A 16,545-nucleotide genomic window follows, 5' to 3' on the forward strand; every position below is an offset into this window, starting at 1 on the left:
GGAGGGGGCAAGAGCAGCCTCGCTTGTCTCCCTCCCTTTGGCGCAGCCAAGGGGAGGGTTGGGGAGGGGGGCTCTTGCTTCTCGCCGCAAAAATGCAACAAAAAAAGAACGCCCCAAAAGGGGCGTTCTTCCAACAAACCAATCAACCCAGCAGATCAGGCCGCTTTCTTAGCCGCCAGCTGCCGCAACACGTACTGCAGCAAGCCGCCATTGCGGAAGTACTCCACTTCCTTCGGCGTCAGCAGCAACACCTTGGCGGTGAAGCTCTTCTGGCTGCCGTCTGCCTTGGTCGCAGTAACCGTTGCAGTCTTGGCCTTGCCATCGTCCAACCCGGTCACATCAAACACTTCCGAGCCATCCAGACCCAAGGTCTGCGCGTTCTCACCGTCATGGAACTGCAGTGGCAGCACGCCCATGCCGACCAGGTTGGAGCGGTGGATGCGCTCGAAGCTCTCGGCGATCACCGCCTTGACCCCCAGCAGGTTGGTGCCCTTGGCGGCCCAGTCGCGCGATGAGCCAGTGCCATATTCCTTGCCAGCCAACACCACCAGCGGCACGCCATCGGCCTTGTACTTCATCGCCGCGTCGTAGATCGCCAGCTTCTCGCCGGTATTGCTGCCCGGGGCGTAGTACAGCGTGTTACCGCCTTCTTCGCCGCCGAACATCAGGTTCTTGATGCGGATGTTGGCGAAGGTGCCGCGCACCATCACGTCGTCATTGCCGCGGCGGCTGCCGTAGCTGTTGAAGTCGGCTGGCTGTACGCCACGCGACTGCAGGAAGCGGCCTGCCGGCGAATCCTTCTTGATGTTGCCGGCCGGGGAGATGTGGTCGGTGGTGATCGAGTCACCAAACAGGCCCATCACCCGCGCGCCATGTACGTCGCTGATGCTGCCGACCTGCATGGTCATGCCATCGAAGTACGGCGGGTTCTTGATATAGGTAGAGTCGCCATTCCATTCGTAGGCCTGGCCCTCCGGCGATTCGATCTGCGCCCAGCGGGTGTCACCCTTGAACACATCGGCGTAGTTCTGCTTGAACATCTCCGGGCCGACGGTGGCAGCGATGGTGTCGCCGATTTCCTTGTTGCTCGGCCAGATGTCGCGCAGGTAGACGTCCTGGCCGTCGCTGCCCTTGCCCAGCGGTTCCTTGCTCAGGTCGATGCGGACCGTACCAGCGATGGCGTAGGCGACCACCAGCGGTGGCGAGGCCAGGTAGTTGGCCTTCACTTCAGGGTGCACACGGCCTTCGAAGTTGCGGTTGCCCGAAAGCACCGAGGCCACCACCAGATCGCCAGCGGCAATGCCGGCGCTGACTTCGGTGGGCAGCGGGCCGGAGTTGCCGATGCAGGTGGTGCAGCCGTAGCCGACCACGAAGAAGCCGAGCTTCTCCAAGTCCGGCAGGACGCCGGCTTTTTCCAGATAGTCGGTGACGACGCGGGAGCCCGGTCCAAGCGAGGTCTTGACCCACGGCTTGGCCTTGAGCCCCAGCCGTGCCGCATTGCGCGCGAGCAGGCCGGCGCCGAGCATCACCGCCGGGTTGGAGGTGTTGGTGCACGACGTAATGGCGGCGATCACCACTGCGCCATCCTTCAGGCGCATCGCTTGTTCGTTGATCACGATGTCGGCGTGGCCCTTGGCCAGCTGCTCGTTGCCAACCGCTGCACCGCCGCCTTCGTTGATGAAATCGGCGACGTCGCCATTGCGCTGCTCGCGGTGGCTGGTCAGGCCTTTCAACGCTTCGGTGAAGTTGCTGTGCACGTCTTCCAGCAGCACGCGGTCCTGCGGGCGCTTGGGGCCGGCCATCGACGGCTTGACCTCGGCCATATCCAGTTCCAGGGTGGCGCTGTACTGCGCATGCGGGCTGTTGGCGTCGTGCCACAGGCCTTGTGCTTTTGCGTAGGCTTCGACCAGGTTGATCTGTGCATCGCTGCGACCGGACAGGCGCAGGTAGTTCAGTGACTCGGCATCGATCGGGAAGATGCCGCAGGTGGCGCCGTATTCCGGGGCCATGTTGGCGATGGTGGCGCGGTCGGCCAGCGGCAGGTGTTGCAGGCCCTCGCCATAGAACTCGACGAATTTGCCAACCACGCCGAGCTTGCGCAGCATCTGGGTGACGGTCAGCACCAGGTCGGTGGCGGTGGTGCCTTCGGGCAGCTTGCCGGTCAACTTGAAGCCGACTACCTGGGGAATGAGCATCGAGGAGGGCTGGCCCAGCATCGCGGCCTCGGCCTCGATGCCGCCGACGCCCCAGCCGAGCACGCCGATGCCATTGATCATGGTGGTGTGCGAGTCCGTGCCGAACACGGTGTCCGGGAAGGCCCAGTTGGCGCCGTCGATCTGCCGTTCCATCACCACACGGGCAAGGTTTTCCAGGTTCACCTGGTGGACGATGCCGGTATTCGGCGGTACGACCTTGAAGTTCTCGAAGGCCTTCTGGCCCCAGCGCAGGAAGCTATAACGTTCCTGGTTGCGTTCGAACTCGATCTTGCCGTTGAGGTCCAGCGCGTCAGGGCGGCCGAACACGTCAACCTGCACGGAATGGTCGATGACCAGTTCGGAGGGGATCAGCGGGTTGATCTGCTCGGCCTTGCCGCCGAGCTTGGTGACGGCGTCGCGCATGGCGGCCAGGTCGACCACGCAGGGCACGCCGGTGAAGTCCTGCAGCACCACGCGCGCGGGCATGAAAGCGATCTCGGTGTCGGGCTCCGCCTTGGGGTTCCAGCGGGCGACGGCTTCGATGTGGTCAGGGCCGACGGTCTGGCCGCCGTCCTCATGCCGGAGCAGGTTCTCCAGCAGGATCTTCATCGAGTAGGGGAGGTGGGAAATATCGAACTTCTGACCGAGCTTGGGAAGGCTGCAGTAGGTGTACTGCTGGCCGCCAACCTCCAGTTGGCTACGGGTGGAGAATGTATCGCTCATACCGCTGACTCCTTTTAGTGCAGATGGCTTGCGGCGGCGCCGGGGCGCTGCGCGGGCTTGTCAGGGCCATGGGCCCTGACAGGTGGATGCCAGTCCGAGTATGGACGAAGCATCCTGCATTCGGTTCATGTTCGCTGGTGCCAGTTTAGGCAACGGCGTGTTGCGGGCATGTAACGGAGCGCGCGACTGTAGTGCCGAGCCATGCTCGGCAGGGGCATTCCCTGTAAAGCTTCAGCCGACCATGGGTCGGCACTACAGGTGAAGCTTCCGCCGACCCGTGAACCGGGTTTGTAGGAGCGGCGTAAGCCGCGAAGCCAGTACTGCATCAGTCGGCCAAGAGCTACCCCTCCCCAACCCTCCCCTTGGCTACGCCAAAGGAAGGGGCTGTAGTGCCGAGCCATGCTCGGCAGGGGCGTTCCCGGTAAAGCTTCAGCCGACCATGGGTCGGCACTACAGGTGAGGCTTCCACGGTCACGTGAACGGGTTCTGTAGGAGCGGCGTAAGCCGCGAAGCCAGTACTGCATCAGCCAGCGAAGAGCTACCCCTCTCCAACCCTCCCCTTGGCTACGCCAAAGGGAGGGGGTGTAGTGCCGAGCCATGCTCGGCAGGGGCGTTCCTGGTAAAGCCTCAGCCGACCATGGGTCGGCACTACAGGGAGGGGTTTCCCGGTAAAGCCTCAGCCGAGCATGGCTCGGCTCTACAGGGGGTGGCTGGGGTATGCCGGCCAAAGTATGTATAATTCGTACATACTTCGATTGGAGATCCCATGGACGCCACCGTAGCTGAACGCGGGCAGATCACCCTGCCCAAGGCCGTACGCGACGCTTTGGGTCTGACCAAGGGCACCCTGCTCAAGGTTGAGCTGGAAGGCAGCCGCATCATCCTGCGCAAGAGCGTGGACGACGCCATCTCCCGCGCACGCGGCAAGTTCGCCCTGGACGGGTTCGAGTCGGCCGAGCAGGCCGTGCGTACCGTCCGTGACGAGGCCGGCGAGGCATGATGATCGCCGTTGATTCCCCGGTCCTTATCGAGCTGCTCAGCGACGGCCCTCGCGCCGACGCGGTGGAGGCCTGCCTGCGGCAGGCCTTGGTCGGCGGCCGGGTGGTCCTCTGCGGTACCACCCTGGCTGAGATCTGCGCCTCGCTGCGCGGTGGCGCAGAGGTGCAGGGTGCTCTGGAGGAAATGGGTGTCCATTTCAATCCGCTGGAAGCCAAATCCGCGTTGCGTGCCGGCGAGATGCACCGCCGCCACCGGCAGCGCAGCGGCGATACCCGCCGCATCGACGATTTCATGGTGGGCGCGCATGCACTGCTGCAGTGCGATGGCCTGATCACCTGGAACGACACGTTTTATCGCGATTACTTCAAGGGCTTGAAGCTGATCGTGCCGCAAGCCTGAGCCCATCCACTTTTTAACCGTTACACCCGGGAGTTGTCATGTTGGAAGCCTACCGCCACCACGTAGCCGAGCGCGCCGCGCTTGGCATCCCGCCGTTGCCGCTCACTGCACAGCAGACGGCCGACGTCATTGAACTGCTGAAGAACCCGCCGGCTGGCGAAGCCGAGTTCCTGGTCGATCTGATCACCAACCGCGTACCGGCTGGTGTCGATGACGCCGCCAAGGTCAAGGCCTCGTACCTTGCCGCCATCGCCTTCGGCAGCGAGCAGAACGCACTGATCAGCCGTGAGCGCGCTACCGAACTGCTGGGCACCATGCTCGGTGGTTACAACGTCGCGCCGCTGATCCAGCTGCTGGACGACGCCGCAGTCGGCGCTATCGCCGCTGAAGGCCTGAAGCACACCTTGCTGGTGTTCGACGCATTCCATGACGTGCAGGAAAAGGCCAAGGCCGGCAACGCCAATGCACAGGGCGTGCTGCAGAGCTGGGCCGATGCCGAGTGGTTCACCAGCAAGCCGGAAGTGCCGCAGAGCCTGACCATCACCGTGTTCAAGGTGCCGGGCGAAACCAATACCGACGACCTGTCGCCGGCTCCGGATGCCACCACCCGTCCGGACATCCCGATGCACGCCCTGGCGATGCTGAAGAACAAGCGTCCGGATGCACCGTTCGTGCCGGAAGAAGACGGCAAGCGCGGCCCGATCCAGGAAATCCTGTCGCTGAAGGACAAGGGCCACCTGGTTGCCTACGTCGGCGACGTGGTCGGCACCGGCTCCAGCCGCAAGTCCGCCACCAACTCGGTGCTGTGGTTCACCGGTGAAGACATCCCCTTCATCCCGAACAAGCGCTTCGGTGGCGTGTGCCTGGGTTCGAAGATCGCCCCGATCTTCTACAACACCATGGAAGACGCCGGCGCACTGCCGATCGAGCTGGACGTGTCGAAGATGGAGCACGGCGATGTCGTCGAGCTGCGTCCGTACGACGGCAAGGCCCTGAAGAACGGCGAAGTCATCGCTGAGTTCCAGGTCAAGAGCGACGTGCTGTTCGACGAAGTGCGCGCCGGTGGCCGTATTCCGCTGATCATCGGCCGTGGCCTGACCGCCAAGGCACGTGAAGCGCTGGGTCTGCCGGTCACCGACCTGTTCCGCCTGCCGGTGCAGCCGGCCGATACCGGCAAGGGCTACTCGCTGGCACAGAAGATGGTTGGCCGCGCCTGTGGCCTGCCGGAAGGCAAGGGCATGCGCCCGGGCACCTACTGCGAACCGAAAATGACCTCGGTGGGCTCGCAGGACACCACCGGTCCGATGACCCGTGACGAGCTGAAGGACCTGGCCTGCCTGGGCTTCTCGGCCGACCTGGTGATGCAGTCGTTCTGCCACACCGCAGCCTACCCGAAGCCGGTGGACGTCAAGACCCACCACACCCTGCCGGAGTTCATCTCCACCCGTGGCGGCGTCTCGCTGCGTCCGGGCGACGGCGTGATCCACAGCTGGCTCAACCGCATGCTGCTGCCGGACACCGTCGGCACCGGTGGTGACTCGCACACCCGTTTCCCGGTCGGCATCTCGTTCCCGGCCGGTTCGGGCCTGGTCGCCTTCGCTGCTGCCACCGGCGTCATGCCGCTGGACATGCCGGAGTCGGTGCTGGTGCGCTTCAAGGGCAAGATGCAGCCGGGCGTGACCCTGCGTGACCTGGTCAACGCGATCCCGCTGTACGCGATCAAGGCCGGTCTGCTGACCGTGGCCAAGGCTGGCAAGAAGAACATCTTCTCCGGTCGCATCCTGGAAATCGAAGGTCTGCCGGACCTGAAGGTCGAGCAGGCATTCGAACTGTCCGATGCTTCGGCTGAGCGTTCGGCCGCTGGTTGCTCGGTGCACCTGAACAAGGAGCCGATCATCGAGTACCTCACCAGCAACATCACGCTGTTGAAGTGGATGATTGCCGAGGGTTACCAGGACGCCCGTTCGCTGGCCCGCCGCATCGAGAAGATGGAAGCATGGCTGGCCAACCCGGAGCTGCTGCAGGGTGATGCCGACGCCGAATACGCCGCCGTCATCGAGATCGACCTGGCCGACATCCATGAGCCGATCGTGGCCTGCCCGAACGACCCGGACGACGTGAAGACCTTGTCCGAAGTTGCCGGCGCCAAGATCGACGAAGTGTTCATCGGTTCGTGCATGACCAACATCGGTCACTTCCGTGCTGCTGCCAAGCTGCTGGAAGGCAAGCGCGACATCCCGACCCGTCTGTGGGTTGCACCGCCGACCAAGATGGATGCGTCCGAGCTGACCAAGGAAGGCGTGTACGGCACCTTCGGTTCCGCTGGCGCGCGCATGGAAATGCCGGGCTGCTCGCTGTGCATGGGCAACCAGGCGCAGATCCGCGAAGGCTCCACCGCGATGTCGACCTCGACCCGCAACTTCCCGAACCGCCTGGGTCGCAACACCAATGTGTATCTGGGTTCAGCCGAGCTGGCCGCGATCTGCTCGCGTCTGGGTCGCATCCCGACCAAGGAAGAGTACATGGCCGACGTTGGCGTGCTGGATTCGGCGGGTGCCGAGATCTACCGCTACATGAACTTCGACCAGATCAGCGATTACAAGGACGTGGCCGATTCGGTCAACGCCTGAGTTGTAGCTGAGCAGTAAAGGTTGAACGGAAAACCCCGGCGCAAGCCGGGGTTTTTTGTTGCCGAGGAACACCAGCAATCGTTGTTGCTTTTGTGGGAGCGGCGTAAGCCGCGAAACCAATGCACCAGTAGATTGCAAAGTGTGCGGTTCTTTGTTGCCCCCAGCATCGCGGCTGACGCCGCTCCCACAAACAAAACCTGCAGCCTTGTAGGAGCGGCGTAAGCCGCGAAGCTCGTGCATTGTCAGATTGCACAATATTCGATGATTCGTTGCCCCCAGCTTCGCGGCTGACGCCGCTCCTACAAACGCAGAAAACCCTGCGTGGCCCGGGGAAGCACAGCGCAGTTGGGAGGTACCGTTCTTGGCGGAAAGTACCTAGAGGCCACAGCTGCGAAAAGTGATGCCATTAGCCAACAGCCAACGCTCCTGGAGCATCTTCCCGGCTCGCAGCACCCTCCTAAGCGTGTATCCCAATAATGATGTCTTTCGGGGCGGTCATGCAAAGGAGATTGGAGCCCTTTTGCGAGAAGCTCTCACTTAGTTTTTTGGGGCTGCTGACACCAAGTGGGGATAAACGCCGGCCGCAGGCTTGGGAGTGATTACTGGCGATCGATTAGGTCCCAGGACGTAAGTTTTGCATCTTTAAGACTATCCCTATTCTGGAAGCTACGCGTCGCGTGTAAGTTATCAGAAGTAGTCATGGCGCTGACATCTTGGCTTCGGCGTTTCTCTCGGAGAACTGCAAGTTCTACTATTTGTTTTGTAGAGAAATGTAGTGGGGGGGTATTTCGATTTTATTTTCGATTTCTGGAAATTCCTCTCCGGGTTGAGGCTTAAGGGGTAAGGTGTTCCTGAGTCGGATTATGTGCGCGCATGATGATTTTTGTGCGATATAAAGTTTCTATTTGTAATTGGGGTTTTTAATATAGCGTGGCGAATTTTGGTCGTTCGGATGATGGCTGTGCATAATTTCCAATATTTTTGGATTTTCTTGTTGTTCGGCTGGATTGTTCGATTGGATGAGTGTGCACCAAGCGGTGAATTAAATAAGGCCTCTCCTGCGTCTCTCTTGTTTGTCTGCCTGAAGTCGGGATTGATTTTTTGATATGCACTATGGTGTTGGGTGGGCTATAGCTTGCGCTGCTATCGAGGGGTGTAGCTGTAAATCTTTGGCAGTATGTAGAATCGTTGTGGGGCATCGCATGGCTCGTGTATTCGCTATTTTGGTGACTCTTCTTATTATGGCGTCTGGAGTGTGCGCTGCTCAGCCTTCAAATTCGACGATTTTGACGCTCGTTGCGCGCAGAGTCGTCCCTGACGCCCGGCTCTTGCTCGATGAGTCAGATCGAGAGTGGGTAAGAAGCAAGAAGGTTCTGATTTTGGGGGTTGCTCCACCAAACTACACACCGTTAGAAATTTTTTCCCGCAACGATCACTATGAAGGAATTACTGCTGATGTGCTCGGAGCTGTCGGCGGAATGTTGGATGTAAGCTTGCGGGTCATTAGCTTCCCGGACCGTACAACTGCACTGCGTGCGCTCGAGCATGGAGTGGTGGATATGGTGGGCAGCGCCAATAACTACGAGCTCGCTGGCCATGCGGTTCGCTTGACGCAGCGCTACGTGGAAGACACCCCCGTGTTGTACGTGCGCAAGACCGAGCACCGGCGCATGGCGCCGGAACTGACCGGCATGCGCATTGCCGTTGCCGAGGACTATCTGCCGCAAGTGCAGATACGCGAGCTGTATCCGGATGCGATCATTGCCAACTTTCGCTCGCGCGAGCAGGCGCTCGCTGCATTGGCATTTGGCAATGCGGATCTATATCTGGGCGATACGGTTTCCAGTAACTACCTGGTGAATCTGAGCTACTTCAACTACGTGCGCACGATTGCCGTGCCGCGGGTCGATACCGGCGGCTTTGCCTTTGCTGTCCGCGAAGATGCCTTGACCCTGGAGCGAGTGGTGAACATGGCGCTGCAGCAGTTGCAGCAGACGCATGGCACGGAGTTGCTGAAGCGTTGGTCGGGCGGCGGTGGCATGGTGCCTTTGGCGCGTATAGAGCTGACCAGTGCAGAGCAGCGCTGGATCGCGGAGAACCCGGTGGTGCGCTTCGTGGCCAGCAATGACACTGCGCCGCTTTCCTACTTTGATACCGATGGTCGCTTCAGCGGCTTGAGCGCTGACATCATGAGGGCCATTGCGCAACGCACCGGTCTGGAGTTCGAAGCGGTGCGGGTATCGCGGCTCGACCAGCAGATGCAGGCCTTGGAGAATGGAACCGCTGATCTGACCATGCTGGTGCCGACCTCTTCGCGTGCGCGCAGGTTCAGCTTCTCACGGCCGTTCGTACAGACCTCGTTCGGCATCATTACCCGCGACGAGGCCAACGGCCCCGCCGCGCTGAGCGACCTGCGTGGAAAGCGTATCGCGTTGCCGCTGCACCATGCGCTGAAGGAATTGTTGGTCCCTGCGACCGACTACCAGTTCATCGAGACGGACACCTTGGCTGCCGCGATGGAGCTGGTGAACGACGGCAAGGCGGATGCGACGATCGCATTCCTGCCGATGGCGCTGTATTACACCTCGGTACTGCACAACGAGAAACTGCGTGTGTCGGATGTGGTTGAAGACACGCCGGCGTGGTTGGCGATTGCCTCGCGCAAGGACAAGCCCGAGCTCGCAAGTATCATCGACAAGGCGATGATGCAGATCCCGCCCGATGAGGTGGACATCTTCCAGAACCGCTGGCGGCCGCGCCCCGATGCATCCCCGGCAGCGTGGACCGACTTCCGCTCATTGATCTACAAGATCACCGCCGGCGCTCTGTTGCTTATCCTGGTGTCGCTGATCTGGAATGTACACATACGCACACAGTACCGTCGTCGCCAGGTAGCTGAGGATGCATTGGGCGAGCAGCTCAACTTCATGCGCTCGCTGATCAACGGCACGCCGCACCCTATCTACGTCCGTGATGAGAAGGGAAGGTTGGTTACTTGCAATACCAACTACCTGGACATGCTTTCCGTCACCGAGAAGAAGGTGCTTGGAAAGACCTCGATGGAAGGCGCAAAGATGGACCCGCGTGAAGCCCAGAGCTTCCACGACGACTATCTGTGGGTAATGGCCAATGGCAAACCCTTGGAGGTGGATCGCACCCTGCACCTGCCCGGGCGTGTGCTCAGCATCTATCACTGGATCTACCCGTACTTCGATTCCCAGGGCCAGGCCAAGGGCGTGGTTTGCGGCTGGATAGATGTGAGCGACCGCCTGCATCTGATGGAGGAGCTGCGCCGCGCGCTCAATGCCGCCGATCAGTCAAGTCGCGCCAAGACCACTTTCCTGGCCACCATGAGCCACGAGATCCGGACGCCGATGAGCGCGATCATCGGCATGCTGGAGCTTGCGCAGAAACATGCCGAACAAGGCCGTCTTGATAAGTCAGCTATCGCAGTTGCCTATGATTCCGCACACGGCTTGCTCGAGCTGATTGGCGATATTCTGGACGTGGTACGCATCGAGTCGGGCCACGTCAGCTTGAGTCCGAAGCGCGCCAATCTGCGTGAAATGACCGAGTCTGTGGCGCGGGTATTCAATGGTCTGGCGCGGCAGAAGACGTTGCACCTGCGCTTGGAGCTGGATCCCAGCGTGGACTGCGACGTGTCGATAGATCCGATGCGCTTCAAGCAGGTGCTGTCCAATTTGGTCGGCAACGCCATCAAGTTCACCGACCGCGGGCAGGTCACCATCAAGGTGCGCGGCGTTGTCGTGGCGGAATCCCGTCTACAGCTGCGGCTGGAAGTGGCGGATACCGGCATTGGCATCGCCGAGAGCGATATCGCGCGCTTGTTTGATCCTTTTGCGCAGGCCGACCACGGGCATAGCTCGCGCGGTGGAACGGGCTTGGGCCTGCCCATCTGCAAATTCCTGTGCGAGTTGATGGGCGGCGATATTTCCATCCGCAGTACGCTGGGCGAGGGTACCTCGGTGATACTCAATATCCCACTCGAAGTGTTGCCGGCAATTCCCGGCGCCGTTGAGGTGCTGCAGACGGTGGATGCAAAGCACCCGAGCATGAAGGTGCTGGTGGTGGATGACCATTCGGCCAATCGCACTTTGCTGACCCAGCAGCTGGCATTCCTCGGCCAGAGTGTGCGTAGTGCTGCCGATGGTCGCGAAGGCCTTGATTGCTGGCTGGACGAACCGGTTGATATTGTCGTTACCGATTGCAATATGCCGGTGATGAACGGCCATGACATGGCGCTGGCGATCCGTCGGCATGAGAAGGATCATGGACTGCCGCCGTGCATCATCATTGGCTTTACCGCCAATGCCCAGCCAGAAGAACGGGCCAAGTGCATCGCCTCTGGAATGAATGATTGCCTGTTCAAGCCGGTCAGTCTGAGTACGCTGTCCGCCATGCTGGTGACGTTGGGGGAGAAGGCCGGTGTTGGCATGTCGGCGCCGCGTCTCGCTCAGACGAAGGACATCAACACGGCGCTGTACGAGCTGACAGGTGGTGACGCGGAGATGACGCGGAACCTGGTCATCGAGGCGCACCGGAGTTTTGTGCGCGACCTGAGTGAGCTGCAGGTCTTGCTGCCGGGTTTCGAGCCACGCGCCATGTCCAATCTGGTGCACAGGATTAACGGCGGAGTACGCCTGCTGCAGGTGGCGCACCTGATGGATATCTGTGATCGCGTCGAATTCCTGTGCGATCAGCAGGAGGTTGAGCTGGACGAGGTTGTGGCCAACGTCCAGTTCATCGCGAGTGAGTTGCCGGCGATCATTGACGTACTCGCGGCGATGCGTGAGCCAGAAGCCCTGGATCTATCGCTGATGCGCTAGCGCGATTGAATGCTTTACCCGCGGGCAATGGCAAGAATGCGTTCGGCTATTCGCTCCAACGGCAGTACCTCATCGGCAGCGCCGAGACGCACTGCGCTGCCGGGCATTCCCCAGACCACGGAGCTGGCCTCGTCCTGGGCCAAGGTTGGTGCACCGGCTTGCTTCATCTCCAACAGGCCGCGGGCACCGTCTTCGCCCATTCCAGTGAGGATCACCCCGACCGCATTGGCGCCGGCATTGGCGGCAACCGAGCGGAACAGTACATCCACCGCTGGCTTGTGCAGATTGACCGGCACACCGTCGTCGACCCTGCAGCGCCAGCGGGCGCCGTCACGGATGACCCGCAGGTGCTGGCCGCCAGCGGGCAGATAGGCGTGGCCGGGCAGGATGGCTTCGCCATCGCTGGCCTCGCGTACCGACATCGCCGAGTGCCGGTCCAGGCGCTCGGCAAAGGCGGTACTGAAGCTGGCGGGCAGATGCTGGGTCATGACGATGGCCGGCGCATCTGCGGGCATGGACTCCAGTACCACTCGCAGGGCTTCGGTACCGCCAGCGGAGGCGCCGATGGCGATCAGACGATCGGTAGTACGGAAGCCGAGATTGCTGGCGTTTGCCGGGCGCTGCACCGGCCGGCGCGGGCCGCCGGCGATTGCCCGAACCCGCGAGCGGGCGGCCATTTTCACCTTGCTGCGGATTTCTTCTGCATACGCATCCAGACCGCGGGCGACGTCGAGCTTGGGTTTGGCGACAAAATCCACCGCGCCCAATGACAGCGCCTGCAGGGTGGTATCGGCGCCGCGCTCGGTCAGCGAGGATACCATCACCACCGGCAGGGGATGCAGGCGCATCAGGTTTTCGAGGAAGGCCAGGCCGTCCATGCGCGGCATCTCGACGTCCAATGTCAGCACGTCAGGGTTGAGCCGTTTGATCTTCTCGCGTGCCAGCAATGGATCCGCTGCGGTGCCGACGACTTCGATGGCCGGGTCGGCGGCGAGGATCTCGGTCAGCACCTGGCGGACCAAGGCCGAGTCGTCGACGATCAAAACCCGGCAGGGGGCCTGCAGATTCATTCAAACAACTCCACGCCACCACTGACCGGGGTGTGCGACAGACGGGCGCGGACGGCGGTTTCGGTGGCGACCACTTCGGCGTCGTGCGCATGCGGCAGACGCTGCACGACCACCCGGCCGGTGATGGGGAAGAACCAGATCTTGCGCGGATGAATGCCGCACAGGTCCTCGGCAACGATGGGAATGTGCTCGGCGCGCAGGTATTGGCGGACGAATTCCGCATTGCGGGTACCCACCGGGTTGCTGGTGAAGCCCTTGAGCACGTTGGCGCCGCCGAAAACCTTGGCCTCAAGGCGCTTGCGATGCGCTCCACGCTTGAGCAGGTCGTTGATCAGCAGTTCCATTGCATAGCTGCCGTAGCGCGCGGGCGCACCGTCACCGATATTGCCTTCGGGCAACAGGAAGTGATTCATGCCGCCGATCCCCAGGATGGGGTCGCGGATACAGGCGGCGACGCAGGAGCCGAGGATGGTGGTCAAGGCGGTATCGTCGTCCACCACCAGGTACTGGGTTGGTAGCAGCTTGGCGGCAATCGTCTGGAAACGTGTGTCGCGGTAGCGCATCACCTCATCTGGGTGTTGCTGGAGGTTCTTCATGCGCCATTCCTGCGGCTGCGACGGTAAAGCGTGCGACCGCAGGGCTGGATCACATCGGCCGCATGCAGGTAGTTCTCCGAGTGGCCGGTATAGAGCAGGCTGTCATCGTCCATATGCTGCACCAGGCGCGAGAGGATGCCGCGCTGGGTGGGCTTGTCGAAGTAGATCATCACGTTGCGGCAGAACAGTGCATCGAACGGACCACCCACGTCGTAGCGGTTGGCCAGCAGGTTGAGCGGACGGAACTCGATGAGCGAGCGCAGCGCCGGCACAACCCGGCACTTGCCTTCATTGGGGCCGCTGCCGCGCTGGAAATAGCGCCGCTTCATCGCCGGGTCCAGCCCTGCGATGCGGTCCATTGCGTACACGCCTTGGCTGGCGGTGGCCAGCACCTGGGTGTCGACGTCGGTGGCGATGATGCGTACCGGCGGGGTCATCGACGAGAACGCCTCGCAAGCGGTGATCGCCATGGAGTAGGGCTCCTCACCGGTGGAAGCGGCACACGACCACAGCTTCAGCGGCGCTCGTGGGGCGCGCAACTGCAGCTCTTCGCGCAGCTTGTCAAAGTGGTGCGGCTCGCGGAAGAACGAGGTCAGGTTGGTGGTCAATGCATTGGTGAATGCCTGCCACTCCTCGCCGCCATGCTGCTCAAGTTGGTCCAGGTAGTCCTTGAACGAGCGCAGGCCAAGGTTGCGCAGCCGTCGCGACAAGCGGCCGTAGACCATGTCGCGCTTGGCAGGAGCCAGCGCGATGCCTGCACGTGCGTGGATCAGCTCGCAGACGCGGCGGAAGTCACGGTCATTGAACTCGAAGTCCCGCTCGGTGCTGTCGATGTCGATCATGGAATATGCGCGCTCAGCTGGCCATGGCCAGCGTTTGTGGCTGCTTGGCCGCAGCGGGTTGGGCGCTCAGCTGGAATACCGCCACCGCTTCATCCAACAACGTGGCCTGTTCTTCCATTGCGCGTGCTGCGGCGGTGGCTTCTTCGACCAGTGCGGCATTCTGCTGGGTGGTTTCGTCCATCTGCATGACGGTCTGGTTGACCTGCTCGATACCTGCAGACTGCTCCTGCGAGGCAGCGGAGATCTCGGCCATGATGTCGGTGACGCGTTGAACCGCGGTGACGATCTCGCCCATGGTGGTGCCGGCCTGCTGCACCAGCTGCGAACCTTCGTCCACGCGCTCGACCGAGTCTTCGATCAGGGTTTTGATCTCCTTGGCGGCGCCGGCCGAACGTTGGGCGAGGGTACGGACTTCGGCGGCAACCACGGCGAAGCCGCGGCCCTGCTCACCGGCGCGGGCAGCTTCAACCGCGGCGTTCAGCGCCAGGATATTGGTCTGGAAGGCGATGCCGTCGATCACGCTGATGATGTCGGCGATGCGACGTGAGGACTGCTGGATCTGACCCATGGTGGTGACCACTTCTTCCACCACCAGCCCGCCGCGTGAGGCTACCCCGGCTGCACCGATCGCCAGCTGGTTGGCCTGGCGTGCGGATTCCGCATTCTGGCGGACGGTGGAGGTCAGTTCCTCCATCGACGCTGCGGTTTCCTCGAGGTTGGCGGCCTGCATCTCGGTGCGGCGCGAGAGATCAGCATTGCCGGTGGCAATCTCGCCGGCGGCCAGATTGATGCTGTCGGCAGACTGCTGGATCCCGGAAACGATGCCGGCCAGCTGGGAGACGGTGCTGTTTGCGTCTTCACGCATGCTGGCGAAGACGCCCTGAGCGTCGCCGCTGAGTTTGACGGTGAGGTCGCCGTCGGCAAGCGCCTGCAGCAGGCGCGATACTTCGCCCAGATTGTCGTCGCTGACCTGCATCATGGTGTTCAGGGCACGCACCATGGCCTGGAAGTCGTGCTCGAAGCGGTCTTCATCGCCGCGCTGGCTGAAGTCGCCGGCAGCGGCGGCGCTGCCCAGGCGCTTGATCTCGCTGTTGATGGCAGCCAGGTTGGTCTTGATGGCGGCCATGGTTTCGGTGATGACGCGCTTGTCGCCGGGCAGCAGCGGCATGTCCTGGCTGAGGTCACCGACCGCATAACGCTGCGCCAGCGCGATCACCTGCATCTTGACGTCGATGTGGTTGCTGACCAGCACATTGGTCTCTTCAACCATGACGCCGTAATCGCCGGGGAAGCGGCTGGCGTCGATGCGGTAGCCGATCATGCCGGCGTCATGTTGGCGAGCCATCTCGGCCTGTGCGCCAATCACCGCCCGCAGCTGGTCCTGCATATGCGACATGCTGCTGAGCAATTGGCCGGTTTCGTCCTTGCTGGGGGCAGCGATGTGGTTGTCCATGCGCCCCTTGGCGATGGCGGTCGCCACGGCCGTGGCATTGCGCAGTGGCAGCACGATGCGGTTGCCGATGATCCAGCTCAAGGTCAGTACCAGCAGCACCAACACACCACCAGCCACCGTCATGATTGCGGTGAACTTCAGGGCCTGGCCCTGCAGATCGTCCATGTAGACGCCGCTGGATACCACCCAGTTCCACGGCTTGTACATGCCTGCATAAGCAAGCTTGCCAACCACGCCATCCTTGCCGGGCTTGGCCCAGGTGTAGGCGACATAGCCGCCACCCTTGCGTGCGGCTTCGACCTGGTCGTAGTAGACGCGGACGCCGTCCTCGCCGCGGAAGTCCTTCATGTCCTTGCCGACCAGGTCAGCACGGAACGGATGCATCAGCAACACGTACTTGGTGTCGTAGATGTTGAAGTAGTTGACGTCGGCGTCGGAACGCATCTTCTGCAGCGCGGCCATGGCGTACTTCTGTGCGTCAGCGAGCGGCATCGCGCCGGTTTCCGCTTCCTTGGCGTAGTGGTCGAGAACGCCGTAGCTCATTTCCACCTGGGCGCGCAGCGCGTCCTTGCGGGTTTCGTACAGATCCAGGTACTGCATGCGGGCAGCGATGACCGCCAGCGTGATCACACCGATCACGATCAGGGCCGTCAGCAGGTTCAGCTTGCGCCTGACGGAGATGTTGGAAATGTAGTTGTTCCAGAGCGAGAAGATAGTCATCGAATCCGCTGGTTACCTTGCGGTATCAGCGCTGCGTGAGGGGATACCGGTTTATCGGCCGCGAAGGGCGC

General features: G+C 61.8%; 9 protein-coding genes. 4 read left to right on the forward strand and 5 right to left on the reverse strand.

The features are described 5' to 3' along the window. Positions 1-155 precede the first annotated feature (155 nt). Positions 156-2,918: an aconitate hydratase AcnA gene (acnA, locus tag Q5Z11_RS09635; protein WP_303749777.1), complete on the reverse strand. Its 2,763-nt coding sequence runs from the start codon at positions 2,916-2,918 to the stop codon at positions 156-158. A gap of 766 nt (positions 2,919-3,684) precedes the next feature. On the opposite strand from acnA, the gene Q5Z11_RS09640 reads away from it, so the two are divergent. The 4 genes from Q5Z11_RS09640 (at position 3,685) to Q5Z11_RS09655 (ending at position 11,793) form a co-directional block, all read left to right on the forward strand. Continuing rightward, a complete protein-coding gene (locus Q5Z11_RS09640) occupies positions 3,685-3,918 on the forward strand; it encodes an AbrB/MazE/SpoVT family DNA-binding domain-containing protein (protein ID WP_303749778.1) in 234 nt (77 codons plus the stop codon). Then, positions 3,918-4,316, forward strand: coding sequence for a type II toxin-antitoxin system VapC family toxin (locus Q5Z11_RS09645; protein WP_282271408.1), 399 nt, complete (start codon positions 3,918-3,920; stop codon positions 4,314-4,316). The genes Q5Z11_RS09640 and Q5Z11_RS09645 overlap by 1 nt, the downstream gene beginning before the upstream one ends. 38 nt (positions 4,317-4,354) lie before the next feature. Beyond that, the gene (gene acnB, locus Q5Z11_RS09650; RefSeq protein ID WP_303749779.1) at positions 4,355-6,946 is read left to right on the forward strand and encodes a bifunctional aconitate hydratase 2/2-methylisocitrate dehydratase; all 2,592 of its coding nucleotides are present in this window, start codon (positions 4,355-4,357) and stop codon (positions 6,944-6,946) included. A gap of 1,202 nt (positions 6,947-8,148) precedes the next feature. Beyond that, entirely contained in the window at positions 8,149-11,793 is a 3,645-nt protein-coding gene (locus tag Q5Z11_RS09655) for an ATP-binding protein (RefSeq protein ID WP_303749780.1), read from the forward strand. A 14-nt stretch (positions 11,794-11,807) separates the two neighbouring features. Here Q5Z11_RS09655 and Q5Z11_RS09660 read toward each other — a convergent pair whose 3' ends face one another. The 4 genes from Q5Z11_RS09660 to Q5Z11_RS09675 are packed head-to-tail and all read right to left on the reverse strand — an operon-like array spanning position 11,808 to position 16,474. Beyond that, positions 11,808-12,863 carry a protein-glutamate methylesterase/protein-glutamine glutaminase gene (locus Q5Z11_RS09660; RefSeq protein WP_303749781.1) on the reverse strand — a complete coding sequence of 352 codons (1,056 nt, stop codon included), beginning with the start codon at positions 12,861-12,863 and terminating at the stop codon, positions 11,808-11,810. Further along, positions 12,860-13,459 carry a chemoreceptor glutamine deamidase CheD gene (gene cheD / locus Q5Z11_RS09665; RefSeq protein WP_303749782.1) on the reverse strand — a complete coding sequence of 200 codons (600 nt, stop codon included), beginning with the start codon at positions 13,457-13,459 and terminating at the stop codon, positions 12,860-12,862. Before cheD ends, Q5Z11_RS09660 begins: the two co-directional genes overlap by 4 nt. Next, complete coding sequence (locus Q5Z11_RS09670) at positions 13,456-14,301, reverse strand: CheR family methyltransferase (RefSeq protein WP_303749783.1); 846 nt, start codon at positions 14,299-14,301, stop codon at positions 13,456-13,458. The genes cheD and Q5Z11_RS09670 overlap by 4 nt, the downstream gene beginning before the upstream one ends. A gap of 13 nt (positions 14,302-14,314) precedes the next feature. After that, positions 14,315-16,474 (reverse strand): methyl-accepting chemotaxis protein, encoded by a 2,160-nt coding sequence (locus tag Q5Z11_RS09675; RefSeq protein WP_303749784.1) that lies wholly within the window; start codon positions 16,472-16,474, stop codon positions 14,315-14,317. Between the last annotated feature and the right edge of the window lie 71 nt (positions 16,475-16,545).

The organism is Stenotrophomonas sp. 610A2 (assembly GCF_030549615.1).
In the GTDB taxonomy this organism is placed as follows: Bacteria; Pseudomonadota; Gammaproteobacteria; order Xanthomonadales; family Xanthomonadaceae; genus Stenotrophomonas; species Stenotrophomonas pigmentata.